Source organism: Sphingopyxis sp. QXT-31 (assembly GCF_001984035.1).
Lineage (GTDB): Bacteria > Pseudomonadota > Alphaproteobacteria > Sphingomonadales > Sphingomonadaceae > Sphingopyxis.
Genome location: NZ_CP019449.1, coordinates 3731514 through 3751373, shown reverse-complemented (window position 1 = coordinate 3751373; position 19860 = coordinate 3731514). Strand labels below are relative to the sequence as shown.

The 19860-nt window shown below is 68.8% G+C and carries 16 protein-coding genes; 10 read left to right on the top strand and 6 right to left on the bottom strand.

Annotated elements, in window-relative coordinates; translation table 11 throughout:
* Positions 1-39: 39 nt before the first annotated feature.
* Positions 40-891 (bottom strand): protease modulator HflC, encoded by an 852-nt coding sequence (hflC, locus tag BWQ93_RS17965; RefSeq protein ID WP_077031686.1) that lies wholly within the window; start codon positions 889-891, stop codon positions 40-42.
* Complete coding sequence (hflK, locus tag BWQ93_RS17960) at positions 891-2072, bottom strand: protease modulator HflK (RefSeq protein WP_083721021.1); 1182 nt, start codon at positions 2070-2072, stop codon at positions 891-893. Before hflK ends, hflC begins: the two co-directional genes overlap by 1 nt.
* A gap of 91 nt (positions 2073-2163) precedes the next feature.
* On the opposite strand from hflK, the gene BWQ93_RS17955 reads away from it, so the two are divergent.
* From BWQ93_RS17955 to phbB, 7 genes are all read left to right on the top strand, one after another.
* Positions 2164-3141: an Mrp/NBP35 family ATP-binding protein gene (locus BWQ93_RS17955; RefSeq protein ID WP_077031684.1), complete on the top strand. Its 978-nt coding sequence runs from the start codon at positions 2164-2166 to the stop codon at positions 3139-3141.
* Positions 3141-3563 carry a CoA-binding protein gene (locus BWQ93_RS17950; protein WP_077031683.1) on the top strand — a complete coding sequence of 141 codons (423 nt, stop codon included), beginning with the start codon at positions 3141-3143 and terminating at the stop codon, positions 3561-3563. Before BWQ93_RS17955 ends, BWQ93_RS17950 begins: the two co-directional genes overlap by 1 nt.
* A 165-nt stretch (positions 3564-3728) precedes the next feature.
* A complete protein-coding gene (locus tag BWQ93_RS17945; RefSeq protein ID WP_232314656.1) occupies positions 3729-4352 on the top strand; it encodes a hypothetical protein in 624 nt (207 codons plus the stop codon).
* Positions 4353-4541: 189 nt separating this feature from the next.
* On the top strand, positions 4542-6830 hold the full coding sequence (locus BWQ93_RS17940; protein ID WP_077031682.1) for a xanthine dehydrogenase family protein molybdopterin-binding subunit: 2289 nt from the start codon (positions 4542-4544) through the stop codon (positions 6828-6830).
* Positions 6827-7822 carry a ferrochelatase gene (hemH, locus tag BWQ93_RS17935; protein ID WP_077031681.1) on the top strand — a complete coding sequence of 332 codons (996 nt, stop codon included), beginning with the start codon at positions 6827-6829 and terminating at the stop codon, positions 7820-7822. The genes BWQ93_RS17940 and hemH overlap by 4 nt, the downstream gene beginning before the upstream one ends.
* A 70-nt stretch (positions 7823-7892) precedes the next feature.
* The gene (locus BWQ93_RS17930; RefSeq protein WP_083721019.1) at positions 7893-9644 is read left to right on the top strand and encodes a DUF1963 domain-containing protein; all 1752 of its coding nucleotides are present in this window, start codon (positions 7893-7895) and stop codon (positions 9642-9644) included.
* A gap of 93 nt (positions 9645-9737) precedes the next feature.
* Positions 9738-10460 (top strand): acetoacetyl-CoA reductase, encoded by a 723-nt coding sequence (phbB, locus tag BWQ93_RS17925; protein WP_077031679.1) that lies wholly within the window; start codon positions 9738-9740, stop codon positions 10458-10460.
* Positions 10461-10764: 304 nt separating this feature from the next.
* Here the strand turns inward: phbB and BWQ93_RS17920 are convergent, their stop codons facing one another.
* Positions 10765-11514 (bottom strand): helix-turn-helix domain-containing protein, encoded by a 750-nt coding sequence (locus BWQ93_RS17920; RefSeq protein WP_077031678.1) that lies wholly within the window; start codon positions 11512-11514, stop codon positions 10765-10767.
* 106 nt (positions 11515-11620) lie between these two features.
* Between BWQ93_RS17920 and BWQ93_RS17915 the strand changes: the two genes are divergently transcribed.
* The 3 genes from BWQ93_RS17915 to BWQ93_RS20945 are packed head-to-tail and all read left to right on the top strand — an operon-like array spanning position 11621 to position 12451.
* Positions 11621-11857, top strand: a complete 237-nt coding sequence (locus BWQ93_RS17915) for a ribbon-helix-helix domain-containing protein (RefSeq protein ID WP_077031677.1) — start codon at positions 11621-11623, stop codon at positions 11855-11857.
* Between the two features lies 1 nt (position 11858).
* The gene (locus BWQ93_RS17910; RefSeq protein ID WP_077031676.1) at positions 11859-12164 is read left to right on the top strand and encodes a hypothetical protein; all 306 of its coding nucleotides are present in this window, start codon (positions 11859-11861) and stop codon (positions 12162-12164) included.
* A 23-nt stretch (positions 12165-12187) separates the two neighbouring features.
* Positions 12188-12451 carry a hypothetical protein gene (locus BWQ93_RS20945; RefSeq protein WP_156878284.1) on the top strand — a complete coding sequence of 88 codons (264 nt, stop codon included), beginning with the start codon at positions 12188-12190 and terminating at the stop codon, positions 12449-12451.
* Positions 12452-12482: 31 nt separating this feature from the next.
* Here the strand turns inward: BWQ93_RS20945 and BWQ93_RS17905 are convergent, their stop codons facing one another.
* The 3 genes from BWQ93_RS17905 to BWQ93_RS17895 form a co-directional block, all read right to left on the bottom strand.
* Positions 12483-13346 carry an ATP-grasp domain-containing protein gene (locus BWQ93_RS17905; RefSeq protein ID WP_077031675.1) on the bottom strand — a complete coding sequence of 288 codons (864 nt, stop codon included), beginning with the start codon at positions 13344-13346 and terminating at the stop codon, positions 12483-12485.
* Between the two features lie 116 nt (positions 13347-13462).
* Positions 13463-18181 (bottom strand): NAD-glutamate dehydrogenase, encoded by a 4719-nt coding sequence (locus BWQ93_RS17900; protein WP_083721017.1) that lies wholly within the window; start codon positions 18179-18181, stop codon positions 13463-13465.
* Between the two features lie 300 nt (positions 18182-18481).
* Positions 18482-19807 (bottom strand): hypothetical protein, encoded by a 1326-nt coding sequence (locus BWQ93_RS17895; RefSeq protein WP_077031674.1) that lies wholly within the window; start codon positions 19805-19807, stop codon positions 18482-18484.
* Positions 19808-19860 lie beyond the last annotated feature (53 nt).

Genomic DNA, 19860 nt, shown 5'->3' with positions numbered 1-19860 from the left:
AACATGAACGAGCCTTGCAGGCGCCGTTCAGCCGCTGGGTCAGTTGCCGCGGAAGCGGCGCAGATATTCATTGTCCGCCGACAGGATCACCGATGTCCCGCCCTGGTTGTTCTCGCCCAGGAAGGTCTGCTGATAACTCTGCATCGCGCGGTAGAAGTCGTAGAATTCGGGATCCTTGCCGAAGCTTTCGGCATAGATGCGCGCGGCCTCGCCGTCGGCATTACCGCGGATGATCGCCGCTTCCTTCTGCCCCTCGGCGCGGATCGCGGTCGCGACCTGCTGGCGCGCGGTACGCATGCGATTGAACGCCAATTGCAGCGTCTCGCCCTCGGGCAGGTCGGCGCGCTTGATCCGCACGTCGATGACCTCGGCGCCATATTTGTTCGCCTCGCGGTTGAGCGCGACCTGGATATTGTCCATCACCGCGCCGCGCTCGGGCGACAGCAAGGTCGCGAAGGTGCGCTTGCCGAGTTCGTTGCGCAGCGACGAGCCGAGGATCGTCGCCAGCTGCTGCTGCAGCCGCTCCTCGGTGCGGATCGCGGTGTACATGCGCACCGGGTTGGTGATGCGGAAGCGCGCGAAGGCGTCGACCTGCAGGCGCTGCTGGTCGGTCGAGAGCACCTGCTGGCGCTCCATGTTCACGCCGAGCACGCGTTTGTCGATGAACTGGACGCTGTCGGTAAAGGGCACGCGGATCAGCGGCCCCGCGCCCGAGCGGCCGAACTGCTCGCCGTCGCGATAGACATTCTTGGTCCGCTCGATCTCGCCGAAGCGCAGTACCAGCGCCTGCTTGTCCTCGGGCACGATGGCCAGCGTCTGCGACAGGACGACGAGCAGGACGATGATGCCGATCAGCAGGCGCATCGGGCGCTGGGTCAGATTCTCGAACATCACTGGCCTCCCTTCGGGGCGGGTTCGGTGGCCGGGGGCATCCGGCGCTGCACCTCGGGAAGCGGCAGATAGGGGGTCACCCCGCGCGCCTCGACGATCGTCTTGTCGACGTTCGACAAGACGCGCTCCATCGTTTCGTAATAAAGCCGCTGGCGCGTCACCTGCGGCGACAATTTATACTGCTCGTAAATCTTGTCGAACGCCGCGGTCTGGCCGCGCGCGCCTTCCAAGACTTGCGCCTCATAGGCGCGCGCCTCGTTGATCGCCGATTCGCGCTGCTGCTGCGCGGCGGTCACCGCCTTGAACGCCTCGTCGACCGCGCTCGGCGGGTCGACCTGGCGGATCGCGATGCCCTGGATCAGGACGCCGGCGCGATATTCGTTGAGCAACGCCTGCATGCGCTGCTGCACCTGCGCCTCGATGTCGACACGCCCCGGGCCGATCGCCGACACCAGGTCGAAATTGGCGACGGTCGCGCGCATCGAGGTTTCGGCGACCTCGCGGATCGTGCCTTCGGGGTCGGCGAGCTGGAAGAAGAACAGCTCGGGATCGCGCACCGACCAGCGCACTTCATAGGCGAGGTCGACGAGGCTCTGGTCGCGCGTCAGCACGAAATTCTCATCGGTGGCGTTGGGCGAACCGATCGGCATGGTGCGGATCGCGCGCACGTCCTCCAGCCGCATCGTCTCGATCGGCGCGGGCCAGGTGAGTTTGACGCCGGGCCCGACGGTGCGCGAATAGCTGCCGAGCCGGACGACGACGCCTTCCTTTTCGGGCGGCACGATGTGGAAGGAGGAAAAGACCAGCCAGACCGCGACCAGCGCGATCACGCCCCATTTCCACAGCTTCGCCGAATCGCCGAAGTTCATGCGGCCACCGCCGCCACTCCCGCCGTCGCCGCCGCCGAAGCTGCCGCGGCCCTTGCGCAGCAGCTCGTCGAGCGCCGAGGGGCCGCGCGGCTTGCGGCCGCGGTTGATGTCGACCGGATCGGGGCTGACCCACGGGTTGCGCGGGCCGGGCTTCTTGCCGCCGCCATCGCCGCTGCCGCCGTCGCCTTTCCCGTCGTCGCCGCCCTTGGGTCCCCAGGGGTTGTTCGCCATCGCGGTCGCGATCCGGTTCAAAAAATGCCGCACACCCGAAAGGGCGCGGCGTCCCATAACGTCGCTATTCTCGTTGCTCATATCGCTTTTATAGGGGCGAGCCGCGCGATTAACAGGGGGTGCGCGCGAAAATGGCTGGCAATCGGTTCGCGCGACCTTATCTGCCACCGGCATGACCGACACCGCTCCCCTCGCCAGCATCGCCACCGACCTCAGCGGCGGCCGCACCTCGGGCCTCCGCTTCCTCGACGGCGAGGGCACGCTCGCGATCGTCCTCGATGTCACCGGGATCGCCGAGGAAGAGCGCAAACCGCTCGAAGAGAAAATCCGCGCGGGGCTGCTCGCGCGTCCGGGCGTCACCAGCGTCCGCGTCGCGATGACCGCCGAACGCAAGGGCCTGACCATCGTCGCGGTCGGCAGCGGCAAGGGCGGGGTCGGCAAATCGACCCTCGCCGCCAATCTCGCGGTCGCGCTCCAGCGTCTAGGGGTCAAGGTGGGCCTCGTCGACGCCGACATCTATGGCCCGTCGCAGCCCCGGCTGATGGACAGCGAGGGCGTGAAGCCCGAGGCGCGCGGATCGAAGCTCGCGCCCGTCCCCAATGCTTACGGCGTGCCGATGCTCTCGACCGGGCAGATCGCGGCGCCCGGACAGGCGATCGCCTGGCGCGGTCCGATGGCGGGGCGCGCGCTCGAACAATTGGTCGATGCGAGCTGGGGCGACATCGACACGTTGGTCGTCGACCTGCCGCCGGGCACCGGCGACGTCCAGCTGACGATGATCCAGAAGCACAAGCCCGCGGGCGCGATCATCATTTCGACCCCGCAGGATCTGGCGCTGATGGACGCGACGCGCGCGATTACCTTTTTCGAGCAGGCCGACGTGCCGCTGATCGGGCTGGTCGAGAATATGGCGGGTTACGCCTGCCCGCATTGCGGCGAGACCAGCGACCCGTTCGGCAGCGGCGGCGCCGAGGCGGCGGCGAAGGTGATGGGGCTCGATTTCCTCGGCCGTATCCCGCTGTCGATGGGCATCCGGCTCGCGAGCGACGGCGGCGTGCCGCCCGCCGCCGGAACCGATCCGCAGGGCGCGCCGTTCCACGCGATAGCGGCGAAGGTCGCCGACTGGCTCGCGGCGCGAAAGGACAGATGATGGCGATCAACGACGACAGCGACATCCGCGAACTGCTGGGCCAGCCACGCCGCATCGCGGTCGTCGGCGCCTCGCCCAATCCGGCGCGCGATTCGAACCATGTCCTCGCCTTTCTCGTCGCGCAGGGGCACGACGTGATCGCGGTAAACCCCGGCCACGCCGGCAGCACGATCCACGGCGCGCCGGTCGTCGCCAATCTCGCGAATGTCGAGCCGCCCGCCGAGATCGTCGATATCTTCCGCAACAGCGAGGACGCCGGGGCGGCGGTCGACGAAGCGATCGTCCATGGCGCGAAGGCGGTGTGGCTCCAACTCGGCGTGATCAACGACGCCGCGGCGAAGCGCGCCGAGGCCGCGGGGCTGACGGTGGTGATGGACCGCTGCCCGGCGATCGAAATCCCGCGATTGGGGCTGCGGCGGTGATCGAGCGGGGCTGAATTGTACAGAGTATTTTGCGGATTCCGTCGTTTGCAAACGCCCGTCGACGACGGGATGGGGTGGGGAGCGGGCACTAAATCCCTCCTCTTCAGAGGAGGGGCTTGGAACGTCCGCTACCGCCCGAACCCATACGCTATCTGGATTTCGCACATGATTTCCGACCATAAGGGCGCGATGAAACGCACCCTCGCCCTTCTCGCCGCCGCCACGCTCGCCGGATGCGCCGCCACCCCCGCGCCTTCGAACCCGCAGGAGGCCTTCTTCGCTGCGCTCACCGCGCGATGCGGGCAGGCCTATGCCGGGCGGATCGAGACCAATGACGCCGCCGACGCGGACATGCAGGGCAAGGCGATGGTGATGCATATCCGCCGCTGCACCGCCGACCGAATCGAAATCCCCTTCCACATCGAAGGGCTCGGCCCGAAGGGCGGCTGGGATCGGTCGCGCACCTGGGTCGTGACGCGCACCGAAACGGGCCTGCGCCTGAAGCACGACCATCGCCACGCCGACGGCACCTCCGACGAGGTGACGATGTACGGCGGCGACACCGCCGACGAAGGAACGGCGACGCGGCAGGCGTTCCCGGTCGATGCCGAATCGATCGCGCTCTTCACCCGCACCGGGCGCAGCGTATCGAACACGAACGTCTGGGCGATGGAAGCGACGCCGCTGGGCTTTGCGTATGAGCTGCGGCGCGAAGGGCGGCATTTCCGGGTCGGCTTTTCGTGGAACCGCCCGGTGAGCCCGCCGCCGCCCGCGCCCTGGGGGTGGTGAATCGATAATCCTCCCTGTGGCGAAGCCATGGGGAGGTGGCAGCGCGAAGCGCTGACGGAGGGGCCATGGCGCGACGTCGCTGCCCCTCCACCACCGCCTGCGGCGGCGGTCCCCCTCCCCACGGCTTCGCCGCAGGGAGGATTAATAAGCCTTTGCCTCGCCGACTCGCCCCGCCTATCAGCATCCCCGATGGCGGGCATTCGCGACAGCATCGACACGAAGAAGCGGCGCTTGCCGCATATCAGCCGCCGCTCGCTGCTCGTCGGCGCGACCGCCGCGGGGGGGCTGGCGCTGGCGTGGAGCATCTGGCCGCGCGACTATGCGCCGAATCTGACCGCCGCGCCCGACGAGCATATCTTCAACGCCTTTTTGAAGATCGGCGACGACGGCCATGTCAGCGTGATCGTCCCGCAATGCGAGATGGGGCAGGGCGTCACCACCCTGCTGCCGCAGATCATCGCCGACGAACTCGGCGCCGACTGGCGCACGATCGCGGTCGAAACCGCGCCGATCAGCCCGCTCTATACCAACACGCTGCTGGTCGACGAGGACAGCGCGACCTTCACCCCGCGCTCGATGATGCCCGATGCCGTCGCCGACGTGCGCAGCTGGGCGCGGCGCGAATGGGCGGTGCGCCATGCGGTGATGCTCACCGCCAATTCGTCGTCGGTGCGCATGTTCGAGCGCCCGTGCCGCGACGCCGCGGCGCAGGCGCGCGCGCTGCTGATGATGGCGGCGGCGCGGCGCTGGGACGCCGACTGGCAGCAATGCGACACCGCGAACGGCTTCGTCACTTTGGGCGCAAAGAAATTGCGCTTCGCCGAGGTCGCCGCCGCCGCGGCGCTGCTCGAACCGCCCGCCGCGCCCGTCTATCGCGCCGCCAGCGCCGACCCGCTCTATGGCCAGGACCTCATCCGCCTCGACCTGCCCGCGAAGGTCGACGGGTCGGCCAATTATGCCGGCGACATCCGCCTGCCCGACATGGTCTTCGCCTCGATCCGCCAGGGGCCGCTGGGCGCGACGCGGCTGAAGAGCATCGACAAAAAGGCGGGACTCGCCTCGCCCGGCATGCTCTATGTCGTCGAGCAGGAGCATTGGGTCGCCGCGGTCGCGCGCAACTGGTGGGCGGCGAACCGCGCGCTCGACAAATTCGCGCCGGTGTTCGAGACCGCGGGCCCGCCGATCGGCTCGGACGGCATCGATAAGGCGCTGAAGGCCGCGCTCAAGGCCGACGGCCACCGCATCGTCAAGCGCGGCGACCCGAGCGAGGCGATGGAGGGCCGCGCGAGTATCGGCGCGACTTACGCCGTCGCCCCCGCGCTCCACGCGCCGATCGAGACGCGCACCGCGACCGCGGCGCCCGACGGCGCGCGGCTGCGCGTATGGACCGCGACGCAGGCGCCCGCGCAGTGCCGCGCCGCGATCGCCGCGGCGACGGGGCTTTCGGAGAATGACATCACGCTCTTCCCGATGATGGCGGGGGGATCGTTCGACGCCTGCCTGAACCACGATGTCGCGGTGCAGGCGGCGCTGATTGCGCGGACGATCAAGCGCCCCGTCCAGCTCGCCTGGTCGCGCGCCGAGGAGATCATGCGCGACATCCCCCGCCCGCCGGCCCGCGCGCGGATGGTCGCGACGCTGAACGCCGCGGGCGGCATCGACGCGCTCGTCGCGCGCATCGCGGTGCCGCCGACGACGCACGAGGTGCGCGAGCGCCTGTTCGAGCATAAAGCCCCCGACGCCGCGCAGCGCGCCGCGGCGGGCGCGTCCGACGCCGCCGCGGTCGAGGGCGCGGCGAACGGCTATGCCATCCCGCATCTTGCGGTCGATCATTGCCCCGCCGATATCGGGCTGCCGACCGGGCGCTGGCGCGGCAATGCCGACAGCTACACCGCCTTTTTCACCGAAAGCTTCGTCGACGAGATGGCGGCGAAGGCGGGGCTCGACGCGCTCTCGTACCGCATGGCGATGCTGGGGCAGCAGCCGCTGCTCGCGCGCTGCCTGCTGACCGCGACGAGCATCGGCGGGTGGGAGGGCATGCTCTCGGGATCCGGGCAGGGGCTCGCCTGCCACAGCATGCGCGGCAGCCATATCGCGCTGATGGCGACCGCGCGGCCGAGCGGCGAGGGGCTGCAGGTCGAGCAATTGGTCGCGGTTGTCGACGCCGGGCGGCTGGTCAATCCGGCGATCGCGCGCCAGCAGGTCGAGGGCGGGCTGATCTTCGGCCTCGCCGCCGCGGTGGGTGCAACCACCGACTATAAGGGCGGGGTCGCGACCGCGCGCAAGCTGGGCCAGCTCGGGCTGCCGCGGCTGGCGCAGTCGCCCGAGATCGTCGTCGAGTTCGTCGAGAGCGACCGCGACCCCGGCGGGCTGGGCGAGATCGGCGTGCCCGTCGTCGCCCCCGCGATCGCCAACGCGCTCTACGCCGCGACGGGGCGCCGCATCCGCCGCATCCCGCTGAGCCCCGAACGCGCATGACCCGGCCCGCCGACCACCCCACCATTGCACCGCCGCGCGTCGGCGTGCTGCTGGTCAACCTTGGCACCCCCGATGCCCCCGACGCACGCTCGGTGCGCCGCTACCTCGCCGAGTTCCTGTCCGACCGCCGCGTCGTCGAAATCCCGCAAATCCTGTGGCAGCCGATCCTGCGCGGGATCATCCTGACCACCCGGCCGAAAAAGTCGGCGCATGCGTACAGCCAGGTGTGGACCGAAGAAGGCTCGCCGCTTGCCGCAATCACGCGGCGCCAGGCAGCTGCGCTGCAGGCGGCGCTCGGCGAGGGCGTGCGCGTCGAGCATGCGATGCGTTATGGCCGGCCCGCGATTCCCGCGACGCTCGATGCGATGTTTGCCGCAGGCTGCCGCCGCATCCTGGTCGCGCCGCTCTATCCGCAATATTGCGGCGCGACGACCGCGACGGTGACCGACGCGGTGAACGCGCATCTCGCCACATTGCGCTGGCAGCCGGCGCTGCGGTTCCTGCCGCCCTACGCCGACGACACCCATTATATCGCCGCGCTCAATGCCTCGGTCGAAACCGGCCTTGCCGCGCTCGATTTCGCGCCCGACGTGCTGCTCGCCAGCTTCCACGGCATGCCCGAGCGGACGCTTCACCTGGGCGATCCCTATCATTGCCAGTGCCGGAAGACCGCGCGCCTGCTTTCGGAAGCGCTGGGACGGCCGGTCGAGGTCGCCTTCCAGTCGCGCTTCGGCCGCGCCAAATGGCTCGAACCCGCGACCGACGCGGTGCTCGAACGGCTGGGCAGCGAGGGAAAAAAGGTCGCGATCTTCGCACCGGGCTTCGCCGCCGACTGTCTCGAAACGCTCGAGGAACTCGCGATCCGCGGCAAGGAGCAATATGAAGCCGCGGGGGGCACAGATTTCGCCTACATCCCCTGCCTCAACGACAGCGCCCCCGGGCTCGCGATGCTCGAAGCCCTGATCCGCCGCGAACTCGCCGGCTGGGCCTGAGCGGGGCATCGCTTACCTCCTGTTTAACCTATTCCCCTAGGCTGCTCCGCGAGTCTCCAGGAGGTCCGCGATGAGTCAGGTGCAATCGGCGATGCTGATGCTGGGGGGCGGTACGCTCGCCTACCTACTCATCGTCTATTTTGTCTGGCGCCGCCGTGGCCCCGTGGCACCCAAGGCGCCGAAAGCCCCGCGCGTTCCCGGCGCGCCGCGCGAAAGCCGCCTGCCCAGCCTGCCGCGCCGCGACCGCGCGCGCGAACGCATCGCCGAGGAGCCGGTCGAGATCTCCGCCTCGCGCCTCGCGCGCGTCAGCGGCCGCGCGCCGCTCGAACCCGCCACCGAAAGCGCGTTCGACGCGTCCGTGGAGGCGCCCGCTGCGGCCCACGCCGATGTGCTCGTCGACGAACGCGACCCGCTGCCCCCGGTGCCCGCCGAGCCGACCGAAGCCGACCGCGCGATGGTCACGCAGATGCTCGAATCGATGGTCGCGCAGGTCGAGCATGAGGCCGATCTGATCGAACGCCGCGGCACCGAGCCCGTCGCGGTCCGCCTGGCGCCGCAGATTCCGCCGCGCACCGACGAGGCGCGGACCAGCTGGCTCGGCGGCCGCCCGCGGCTCGACCCCGGCGCGGCCTGGCCGCAGATCCGCGAGGTCCCCGGCCAGTTCATCGCGCAGATCGCCTGCGCCGACCTGCCGGCCGGCATATGGGACGGGCTCGGCCCGCGCCGCGGCAGCCTGGCGCTCTTCATCCACCCGCGCGACGGCGACGCCGCGCTGGTCCATGTCCATGAGGCGGGCGAGCCGGTCGAACCGCCGCACCCGCTCGACCCCGGCGGCAGCTTCTTCGCGCCGCACGGCGGGCTACGCTTCGGCGACCTGATGCCCTTCGCGCGCGCCGCTTTTCCCGAATGGCCCGTCGACCTGGTCGCGGTGCGCCCCGGCGACGCCGACCCGCGCCAGGCGGATGGCGAGGACGGCGACGGGCCCGGCTTCCGCCTCTATCGTCTCGGCTACGATATCGCCGACCCCGCCTTTCACCCCTTCGACTGGCCCTCGATGCTGGCGATGGTCGAGATCCTCGCGATGCGCATCGAACGTTACTGGAAGGAGGTCGAGGGCCCCTCGCCGATCGACACGCAGCTCGCGAGCGTCGAGCGCCGCCTGGTCAAGCACGACGACGGCGAAAAGGACCCGCTCGGCCGCGAGGGCCTGGTCAATATGCGCGCCGCGCTGCAGGAGTTGCACGATGCCGCCGCCGCTGCACGCGCCGCCAATCATGTCGCGCGCTTCCGCGCCGAGGAGATCATCGACATCGTCCGCGAGAGCGCGACCAGAATGGCCTTCACCGCGACCGACGCCGCCGCGGTGATGGAAGCGCTGCAGGCGATCACCTGGGTCAAGGTGCTGCGCAAGCCCGACCCCGCGGGGCGCCCCGGCGCCGAGCTGATCGAGAGCCTGACGCTGCCGCTGACCCAGCATCATCCCGATGCGCCTTTGTGGGTCCACGACTATCACAGCATCTGGTTCGACCATGCGAAGCACGCCTATGCCGCGGACCCCGATGCGCTGTCCGACGCCGCGCGCGCGGTGTTCGAACCTTATGCGCAGGAACTGGCGGCGCGCGAGATGCCGAGCATCGGGCATATCCCCTTCCGCTATGTCCACGATTATGACGAGGAGAGTCACGCGACCCTGCTCGAGCTGCCGACCAGCGGGCTGATGAGCTGGATGTTCGGCGACGTCGACCATCTGGTGCTGACGATGCGCAAGGCCGACCTCGCCGCCGGGCGCTGGGACCGCCCGATCGTCCAGGTGAGCAACTGAAAATAGCTATGCGCTTGACGTAACGGTAAACTTGCGAGCCTCTCCCGCGCGACCTAATCAGGGGCAAACAGGCCCATTGGGAGAGCATAGAATATGGCACGTGTAGCAATCGTCACCGGCGGCAGCCGCGGTATCGGCGAGGCGATCAGCCTCAAGCTTCAGGAACAGGGCGTCACCGTCGTCGCCAATTATGCGGGCAACGACGACAAGGCGCGCGCGTTCACCGAACGCACCGGCATCGCGGCGCGCAAATGGGACGTCGGCGACCATCAGGCGTGCCTCGACCAGTGCGCGGCGATCGCCGAAGAATTCGGCCCGATCGACATCGTCGTCAACAACGCCGGCATCACCCGCGACGGCACGCTCGCGCGGATGAGCTATGGCGACTGGGACGATGTGATGCGCGTAAATCTCGGCGGCTGCTTCAACATGGCCAAGGCGACCTTCGGCGGCATGGTCGAGCGCGGCTGGGGCCGCATCGTCAACATCGGATCGATCAACGGCCAGGCGGGCCAGTACGGCCAGGTCAATTATGCCGCGGCGAAATCGGGCATCCACGGCTTCACCAAGGCGCTGGCGCAGGAAGGCGCCAAGAAGGGCGTCACGGTGAACGCGATCGCGCCGGGCTATATCGACACCGACATGGTCGCCGCGGTCCCCGCCCCGGTGCTGGAAAAGATCGTCGCGAAGATCCCGGTGGGGCGTCTGGGCCAGGCCGACGAGATCGCGCGCGGCGTGGCGTTTTTGTGCAGCGAGGATGCGGGGTTTGTTACGGGGTCGACGATGTCGATTAACGGGGGGCAGCATATGTATTGATGGTGGCAGGCGCGTAACAAGGCGTTCGCGCAGCGAACGTCGCGTTAGGCGCCGGTGCCGCGAAGCGGCAGCCACCGGCTCGGCCAGCGGGGCGGACGGCCCCGCAAGGCCGGCCGAACCCGTCTAACGTCATGGCGGCGGCTTTGCCGTCGCCGCCTACGCTCCGTCCAAAATACAAAATCCGTTCGTGTCGAGCGGAGTCGAGACACCCTGCGGGATAGCGCCAAGCCAAGGTGTCTCGACTTCGCTCGACACAAGCGGAAAGAGAGGACGGTTCCTGAGACCAGACCCGCCCCCAGACCCCCTACTCCACCGTCACCCCAACAACCCGCCAGCTCCCGCCTTCGTGCACCAGCGACAGCGTCTCGATTGCGCCCGGCTTGTTCGTATAGTCGGTGCGGAACTTGACCAGCTGGTAGCCGTAGGGCGGCGCCGGCACGGTTTCTTCGCTGAGCAGGGTGCGCGCCTTCACCGCGCCGAGCGGCCCCTGCACCTGGCTTGCCACGCGCGCCCACGTCTCGACGCTATTCATGGCCCTGAACGACTGGCCGGTCGCCTCCCAGCTGGCGTTCCAGTCGCCCTTGTCGACCAGCGTAAACCAATCGCGCGCCGCCGCGACCGCGGGGCTGTCGGCGGCGGCGGTCGCGGGCGGCGCGGCGGGCGCATCGGCGCTTCCGGACATTGAGGCGAAAGCGAGCAGGGCAAGAGCAAAGGACATGAACAAACCTCCGGCTATCCAGCCGGACCGCCGCCCCATGCGGCGCGCCTCGACTGATGCCGTCGGTTGTTCCACGCCGGGGGCCGCGGCGGCTTCCCCCAAAGCCTTGTCCCCGAGGATTTGGGGGTCCCGATGCTCGATATCGCGCAGTTGCCGCGCCGCCTCGCGGCTGCTCGATACCGCGAGCTTGCGCCGCGCGTCGCGCAATCGCTCGTTGACCGTATGCACCGACAGCCCCAGGTGGCGCGCCATCGACTTGGCGTCATAGCCGCTGACCAGCAGGCGAAGCGTCTCCTTCTCCTTTTCGGTGAGGGCGTGGATTCCGGCTGTCGTCACGTCGTTCGATCCTTGTCCGTCGGACGATAATCTAGGCCCCGCCCGGAACCCGGTCACCCCCAAATAAATCGTACCTCTTCAAGGGCGGAGGCGGTAAGCTCTCGTCATGGCCGCCCCCTATCACCCCCCGGTCAAACGCTCGGTGACGATCGCCGGCCACCCGACCTCGATCAGCCTCGAGCCGGTCTTCTGGGACGCGCTGGAAGCCGAAGCCGCGCGGCAGGCGCTGCCGATCAACGCGCTGGTGGCGCGGATCGATGTCGAACGGATGGAGGCGGAGGATCCGCCGAATTTGACGTCGGCGATTAGGCAGTGGTTGTGGCGGGGCAGAACGGAGGAGTGAGATGGCGTGGAATCCGTTTCGACGAAAGGGAAAGCTGGCGCCCATCGATCGGGAAGCGACGCGGCACGTCATCGCCAACCGCAACAGTTTTCCGATCTATGTGTCGGTCGAGCCATGGCCCGAATGCTTCGAACTGGAGCCGGAAGAAAGCCTGACGCTCGTCGTCGGAGACGCCGAAGCCGCCATCGAGGTTCAGGTCATCGATGAGCGCGAACTGGTCATCTATCCCGCCAGCGTGGACATCGATTTCCTGATCGACGGTAAACCAGCGGAGGACCGAAGCTGGCAGTTCAGGCACGAGCGATAAACCGCTCTTCATGGAGTCGTTGAATGACGCAAGTTCGTTGCCCTGTCGGACATCAGTTTAGCGATACTCTCGCCCCATCGCCGTGCCGATCGACCCTGATCCCCGATGAGGAAATCGAGCGGCTCGCACAACGGATCGTCGAGCAGGTTAGGCATGACGATTTTGAAGTAGTCGTTGGCTATTTGATATCGACAAGCGGCCTCGACGCTTATGTCTGCCCGCACTGCGATCGCTTCTTCACGGTCGATGAATCGAATGCGCTTGTCGCCAGCTATTTGAAGGAATGAGGGAGCGTGATCCGGGTCCAGGTCGCGACGTTCACCGCACCGCCACCCCCGCCACGGCTTTCCCGAAGGCCGCGCCTTTGTCCTCGGCGAAGTGCAGGAACAGCGAGGGTTCGATCAGTTCGAGCTCCATGATGTGGAGCACCCCCGCGGCATCGCCGACCATATCGACGCGCGCATAAACGGGCGGCGCGGGCGCGGCCGCCAGCGCCGCGGCGGCGAGCGCCTGCGCTTCGGCGCTCGCGTCCCACGCGGTCTCGCGCCCGCCGAACTGTTCCTGCACGCGAAAATCGCCCGCCGCCGGGCGCTTGACGATCGCGTGGCTGAACTGGCCGTCGAAGAAGAAGAGCGAATATTCGCCCTCGGTCAGGATGCCCGGCATCAGCGGCTGCACCAGCCGCCGCTGGCCCACCGCGTCGGGGGGCACGCCCACGCCCGCCGCGACGCGGTGCGTGCCGTCGGCGCCGCCCGAGATCGCGGGCTTTATCACCACCTCATCAGCCCCGAGCCGCGCACGCGCGTCGGCCAACCCGGCGTCATCGAGCGCCGCGATCTCGACCGTCGGCACCACCGCGACGCCCTTTGCCGCGAGCTGCGAGAGATAGGCCTTGTCGCTGTTCCAGCGCAGCACCGCGACCGGATTGACCACCGGCAACTCCTCGGCCTCGAGCCGGTCGAGCAAGGCGTACCAGCGGGGCACGTCGCGCTGATAGCCCCAGGCGAAGAGCGGCAGGATCAGGTCGAAGCCCTTGAGGTCGCCCGGGTCGCCCCACACGCGTTGCTCGACCGCGAGCCCGGCGCCCGCGAGCGCCAGCGCCTTGCGCGCGAAGGCGGGCTGCCATTTCTCGTAATATTCGGCCCCCGGGACGAGGATCGCGACGCGCGGTTGATAGGGCAAGGGAGTCTCCCAATAAATAGGGACAGTCCCTATTTAATTTCATCGATCGGCTGGTCCGGAACGGCGCGGATGATTAAATAGGGACTGTCCCTATTTATTGCCCGCGCCGCCGGTGACTACCGTCCCAGCAATCCGCGCGCCTGGCCGGCGATGTGCGAGAGCATCGCGCCGTTGGGGTTCGGGATCGTCCGCGCGCGGTCGACCGTCGCGCGGAACTGCGCGACGCGCGGGCCATTGTCGGCGAGCCATTTGGTCACCGCGGCGTCGAGGTCGCCCGCGGGCAGTTGGCCAAGGAAGGTCAGCCGCATCTGCTGGAAATCGCGCGCGAGGCTGTTGACCAGCAGGCGTTCCCACGGATCGGCGGGGCTCATATGCGCCGCCAGCGTCTGCGCCCAGTCGAGCCCGAGCGCTTCGCCCAAATGGGTAAAGGCGTGCGTCACCGCGATCTCGTCGTCGCCGCGGCGTTCGGCGAGGTCGACGATGCCGATCGCGCCGTCGGTCTTGAACAGGCGCACGACCGACGACGCCAGCGCCTCGGGCGCGCCCGCGTCGAGCAATTGCAGGCTCAGCATGTCCCACTGGCGCTTGACCGAGGGGCTGAGGAGGCCGTCGACCCCTGCCATGAGGCGATCGACCCCGGGCTCGAGCCGCGCGACGAGCGGGCCCGGCTGCGGCTGTCCCGGCGCGGCGCGCAGCAGGTCGGCGATCTGCGAGGCCATCGCCGACGCCGCTTGGGCGAACAGCGACAGGCGGATCGCCTCGTCGATCTTCGCGGTGTCGAGCGACGCCCAGATGTCGTGCATGCCGAGCAATCGCTCGACCGCGACGAAGGCGGCGGCGACGTCGCCCAAGGAACAGCCTTCCTCCTCGACCAGCTCGAACGGATGCACCACGCCCATGCGGTTGACGATGCGGTTCGCGAGCTTGGTCGCGATGATCTCGCGGCGGAGCTGATGGTCGGCGATCGCAGCTGCGAAATCGCGCTGCATCTCGGCCGGAAAGGCCGCCGCAAGGTCGCTCGCGAGCGCCGGATCGTTGGCAAGGTCGCTATGCTCGATCGCATCCTGCAGCGCCAGCTTCGACGTCGACAGCAGCACCGCGAGTTCGGGCCGCGTCAGCCCGCGCCCCTCGGCCGAGCGGCGGAGGAGCTCGTCGTTCGCGGCCAGCCCCTCGACCTTGCGATCGAGCCGCCCCGCGGCCTCGAAAGTCTCCATCACGCGCACCAGCGACGGCACCGCGGCCGAGCCGCCCTTTTCGGCGATCGACAGCGCGAGCGCCTGGAGCCGGTTGTCCTCGAGCACCAGCGCCGACACATTGTCGGTCATGCGCACGAGCAGCGCGTCGCGGTCGTCCTGGCTGAGGCGCCCCTCGGCCATCTCGCGGTTCAGCGCGATCTTGATATTGACTTCATTATCCGAGCAGTCGACGCCCGCGCTATTGTCGATGAAGTCGGTGTTGATCCGCCCGCCGTGCGCCGAAAAGGCGATGCGCGCCGCCTGAGTTACGCCGAGGTTCGCGCCCTCGCCGACCGCTTTCACGCGCAGATCCTCGGCATCGACGCGCAGCGCGTCGTTGGCGGGATCGCCGACCTCGGCATTATTCTGGCTTGCGGCCTTCACATAGGTGCCGATGCCGCCGAACCAGAGGAGGTCGGCGGGCGCCTTCAGGATCGCCGAGATCAGTGAGCCGGGGTCGATCTCCGCTTGCGACAGGCCGAGCGCGGCCTGCACTTCGGGGGTCAGCGGGATGCTCTTCTGGCTGCGCGGGAAGACGCCGCCGCCCTTCGAGATCAGCTTCTTGTCATAATCTTCCCAGCTCGACCGCGACAGGTTGAACATCCGCTCGCGCTCCTTCCAGCTCTTCGCCGGATCGGGATCGGGGTCGAGGAAGATGTGGCGATGGTCGAACGCCGCGACGAGCTTGAGCGCCTTCGACAGCAGCATGCCGTTGCCGAACACGTCGCCCGACATGTCGCCGCAGCCGACGACGCGGATGGTGTCGGTCTGGACGTCGACGCCGAGCTCGGCGAAGTGGCGCTGGACCGAGACCCACGCGCCCTTGGCGGTGATGCCCATCGCCTTGTGGTCATACCCCTTCGACCCGCCGCTCGCGAAGGCGTCGCCGAGCCAGAAGTCGCGCTCCATCGCGAGCGCATTGGCGACGTCGGAGAAGGTCGCGGTGCCCTTGTCGGCGGCGACCACGAAATAGGGATCGTCGCCGTCGTGGATCACCACGCCCGCGGGATGCACGACCTTGCCCGCGACCAGATTGTCGGTGATCGACAGAAGCGAGCGGATGAAGATGCGATAGCATTCGGTGCCCTCGGCGAACCAGGCGTCGCGGTCCAGCGCCACGTCGGGCAAGGCCTTGGGATAGAAGCCGCCCTTCGCGCCGGTCGGCACGATGACGGCGTTCTTGACGCGCTGCGCTTTCATGAGGCCGAGGATCTCGGTGCGGAAGTCGTCGCGGCGGTCGGACCAGCGCAGGCCGCCGCGCGCGACGGGGCCGGCGCGCAGGTGGATGCCCTCGACGCGCGGCGAATAGACCCACACCTCGCGCCAGGGCAAAGGCTTGGGCAGGCCGGGGACCTTGCTGCTGTCGATCTTGAACGCCAGCGCTTCGGCGGCCGCGGGAGCGAAGGCGTTGGTGCGCAAGGTCGCGCCGATCACGGCGTGGAAGAGGCGCAGAATGCGGTCGTCGTCGATCGACTTGATCGCGGCGAACCCCGCCTGGATCTCGGCATCGAGGAAGGCCGCGCGGTCGGCGTCGTGCTTCGCGGGATCGTGGAGCGCGCAGAAGCGCTCGACCAGCGCCGCGGTCAGGTCGGGCGCGTGGCGCAGCGCCGCGACGACCGTGTCCATGCCGTAGCTCGACCCGCCCTGGCGCATGTAGCGGAACCAGGCGCGCAGCCAGACGATCGCCTGCGGATCGGTTTGCGTCACGAGCACCAGCTCGTTGAACGCGTCGTTCTCGGCACGCCCGTCGAGCACAGCGGCGATCGCGCCCTCGATCACCTCGGTGTGCGGGAGCAGCGCGAGTTCGTCGACCGAGGCGGGCAGCTTCAGCGAGAAGTCGTGGATCACTGCGGGCACGTCGTCGTCGCCTTCGGCGCCCGGAACGCGGCTCACGCCGAGCGTCGTCGGGATTTCCTCGAGCACCTCGAAGCCGAAATGTTCGAGCGCGGGGACGACATCGGAGAGGGCGAGCGGGCCCACCGCGCTGTAGACCTTGAGCCGCAGCCGGTCGTCGCCGTCGAGGCTCTTCTTCGCGAGGCGCACGCTACGCGGGCGCTCGGCGTCGAGGTCGCGCAGGCGCAATATGTCTCGCGCGGCTTCCTCGGGGTCGTAGAGGTTGCGGTAATTGGCCGGGAACAGCGGCGCAAAACGCGACGCCAGCGCCGCGGCACGGCCCGGGTCGCCGCGCTTCGCGAGCGCCGCCTCGACCTCGGGCTGCCAGCCGCGCACCATCTGTTCGAGCTGCGCGTTGAGCTTGTCGGCGTCGGGGACGACCCCGCCGCTGCGGAGATCCAGCGTGTAGCGCAGCAAGGCCGCGCCGCCGTCCTCGAGCACCATCGTCCAGCCGATCACGCCCGCGCGGGCTTCGCGCACCAGCATCGCCTCGACCGCGATGCGGCGCCCGGTCGACACCTCGTCGCGCGGCAACCAGACGAAGGCGAACAGGTGGCGGCCCAGCGCGCTGCGCACCATCACCAGCTTCGGCCGCGGCCGGTCGGTGATCGACATCGAGGTGAGCACGAGATCCTCGAGCGAGGCGGCGTCGAAGGCGATGAGCAGGTCGTGCGGCAGCGCGGTGAGCGCGTGCGCGAGCGCCTTGCCCGCGTGCCCCGTGGGGTCGAAGCCGAATTTCGCCATCAGCGCGTCGAGCTGCGCGCGCAGCATCGGCACCTTCGCGGGCGGGGTCGACAGCGCGGCGCTGGTCCAGAGGCCGGCGTGGATCGAGAGCTTCTCGACGGTCTTGCCCTTCATCTCGGGCACGATGACGAGGTCGAGCAGCACGCGGCGGTGCACCGCCGACAGCCGGTTCGACTTGATCAGCAGCGGCGAATGGCCGCCGCCGTCGAACCAGGCGAAGGCGGCGTCGAGCGCGTTGGGCGACAGGAGTTGCCCGCTGCTCGACGCGCTGATCCCCAGCGGCTGTTCGACGTCGCCGCTGCGCGTGCGCCACTCGTGGCCGAGCTGGGTCATCGCGCCGCCCTCGAACCAGCGGAGCAGCTCGGCGCCCTCGCCCTCGACGCGCATCGCGGCGTCGGCGAGCATCGCGGCGCGCATCGCCTTCCAGTCGGTCACTGCGGCGCGCACGTCGGCGAGCGCGCCTTCGAGCCCGTCGAGCAGGCGCCGGCGCGCGCGCGCGTCGCCGCGCTCGAGCTCCATATAGATCACCGATTCGCGGCCGTCGCAGCCCGGCGTCACGGCCTCGGCGCCGGTCAGCGCGCCCTTGGCGTCGCGCGTCGCGGCGACCACGGGGTGCAGGATGCGGTGGATCACCAGCCCTTGCGCGCCGACGATCTGGGACACCGAATCGACCAGGAAGGGCATGTCGTCGTTGACCACGGCGAGGCGCATGCGGCGATCGGTGCCGTCGGCGGCCATCGGTTCGAGCAGCAGCGACGGGGTGCCGGGGGTGCGCGCGAGCGAGGCGCGCGCGGCGAATTCGCCCGCGTCCTTCAGCGCCGTCGCGTCGAGGTCGTCGCCCTCGCCGGGCAGCGCGCTGTCCTTCAGCGCGGCCTGATAGGCCTTGGAAATCTTCGCGGGAACGGGGGCGGGCGCCGCGGCCTCGTTGTCGGCTTCGGCGGTTTCGGCAATCTTTTGGGGCATAGGGTTCAGGCTTCCCGATGAGGCGGGCCTGTGCCGGGGGGTGGCTGGCCCGTTCGCTGCCCGCCCCTATGCGCCTCTCGCGCGCGCGGCTCAACCCCCCGCGCAAAGGGCCGCGTTAAATTATTTCAATTTTTGGTTTGTCTGTTGCGCAAAGATCCTCCCCATCGCGAAGCGCTGGGGAGGGGGACCGCCGCCGCAGGCGGTGGTGGAGGGGTTTCGCGTCAGCGTTGTTACCCCTCCGTCAGCGCTTCGCGCTGCCACCTCCCCATCGCTTCGCGTGAGGAGGATCTTGGAAGGAGCTCAACCCGTAATCACCACCGCCTTGCGCGCGAGCTTCGCGAGCAGTGCGTCGTCGTCGTCGGCCCTGGCGACGATGCCGATGTGCCCGCCGGGCATCGCCTTTGCGATCAGCACGACGAATTCGGCCTCGCCGGCATCATGCTCGAGGATCACCGCCGGCTGCGCGGCGCGGAGCGTGTCGAGCACCGGATCGCGCTTCGCTTTCGCAACGCCCGCGGGCCTCCGCTTCGCGCGCTCGTCCTTGACCAGCCCCTTGAGCCCACCCGGATAGCTATCCAGATAGCGCGCCAGTTCGCCGCGGCCGACGCCTTCCTCGCGCGCATGGCCCAGCACGCACGCATATTCGGCGACGCGCGTCTTGTCGTAATTGGCGCCGAACACCAGCTTGACCAGCGGCGTCATCGGGGCGCGCTCCTGCGCCTTCAGCCCCGCGTCGGCGAGCAGTTCGGCGAATTCGTCTGGCGCTTCCCCGGCGGCGATGGCGAAATCCCATGCCTGGCCGACCGCCTGGTACAGCGCGCTGCGGCTGCGGCTGTCGGCGGCGAGCGCGCGCTCGGCGGTGTCGCGCGCGAGCGCCAGCCAGTCGGCGAGCGCGGCGCCCGCGCCCAGTTCGGCGCCGACGTCGAGCCCGTCCTCGACCGGCAGCGCCAGCGCGGCGTCGACATCGGCGAAGGCGCCGAAGCCCGGCGCGGGGTCGTCGTCGATATGTTCGCTGTCGGGACCGTCGGCCCATACCGGCACGGGGGCGGTCAGCGGCGCGGCGCTGCGCAGCGCCTGTTCGACCGACAGCTGCAATTCCTCTACCTGCGCGGCAGGCGCGGCTTCCTTCCAGTTGATCACCCCCATGATGAAGTCGATCGTATCGTCGTCGGACGAGAAGGGCAGCAGGATGCCGCGGTACATGATCGTCGTGCCGCGATCGTTGACGAATTCGGCCTCGAAGCCGATCGGCGCGCGGTTGGCGATGATCTGGAGATAATGGTCGGTCAGCCGCGACAGCAAGGAGCGGCCGGGAACCTCGCGGATATATTGGACGTCCTCGTCGATCTGCGATTCGGCGCGCAGCTTGTCGCCGAGGAAGGACAGGCCGGGATTTTCGATTCCCGACGTGAAATCGAGCAGCACCGCATAAGGGCCGAAATCGTCGAGATGGTCGAGGTCGAGATCGTCGACCGAGGGATAGGCGCGGTCGGACAGCAGCGACGCCCAATAATTATAGGCGCGCACCTGCATCCGCCGTTCGTCGACCCCGACGGAGGGCGGCGAATCGATCGCACCATCGTCCTGGCCGTGGCTGCCCGAAAGCAGTCCGCGCATGCTGTCCATCATTTATCCCCAGTCGCAAACATTGGTAAATGTCATGCAACAACACTGGTAAA

Bases quoted from the DNA above. Each gene is read 5' to 3' on its own strand.
- BWQ93_RS17940 (WP_077031682.1), top strand. From the start codon at position 4,542: ATGGCGGGCATTCGCGACAGCATCGACACGAAGAAGCGGCGCTTGCCG.
- phbB (WP_077031679.1), top strand. From the start codon at position 9,738: ATGGCACGTGTAGCAATCGTCACCGGCGGCAGCCGCGGTATCGGCGAG.
- BWQ93_RS17895 (WP_077031674.1), bottom strand. From the start codon at position 19,807: ATGGACAGCATGCGCGGACTGCTTTCGGGCAGCCACGGCCAGGACGAT.
- hflK (WP_083721021.1), bottom strand. From the start codon at position 2,072: ATGAGCAACGAGAATAGCGACGTTATGGGACGCCGCGCCCTTTCGGGT.
- BWQ93_RS17910 (WP_077031676.1), top strand. From the start codon at position 11,859: ATGGCGTGGAATCCGTTTCGACGAAAGGGAAAGCTGGCGCCCATCGAT.
- BWQ93_RS17915 (WP_077031677.1), top strand. From the start codon at position 11,621: ATGGCCGCCCCCTATCACCCCCCGGTCAAACGCTCGGTGACGATCGCC.
- BWQ93_RS17945 (WP_232314656.1), top strand. From the start codon at position 3,729: ATGATTTCCGACCATAAGGGCGCGATGAAACGCACCCTCGCCCTTCTC.
- BWQ93_RS17900 (WP_083721017.1), bottom strand. From the start codon at position 18,181: ATGCCCCAAAAGATTGCCGAAACCGCCGAAGCCGACAACGAGGCCGCG.
- hflC (WP_077031686.1), bottom strand. From the start codon at position 891: ATGTTCGAGAATCTGACCCAGCGCCCGATGCGCCTGCTGATCGGCATC.
- hemH (WP_077031681.1), top strand. From the start codon at position 6,827: ATGACCCGGCCCGCCGACCACCCCACCATTGCACCGCCGCGCGTCGGC.
- BWQ93_RS20945 (WP_156878284.1), top strand. From the start codon at position 12,188: ATGACGCAAGTTCGTTGCCCTGTCGGACATCAGTTTAGCGATACTCTC.
- BWQ93_RS17930 (WP_083721019.1), top strand. From the start codon at position 7,893: ATGAGTCAGGTGCAATCGGCGATGCTGATGCTGGGGGGCGGTACGCTC.
- BWQ93_RS17950 (WP_077031683.1), top strand. From the start codon at position 3,141: ATGGCGATCAACGACGACAGCGACATCCGCGAACTGCTGGGCCAGCCA.
- BWQ93_RS17955 (WP_077031684.1), top strand. From the start codon at position 2,164: ATGACCGACACCGCTCCCCTCGCCAGCATCGCCACCGACCTCAGCGGC.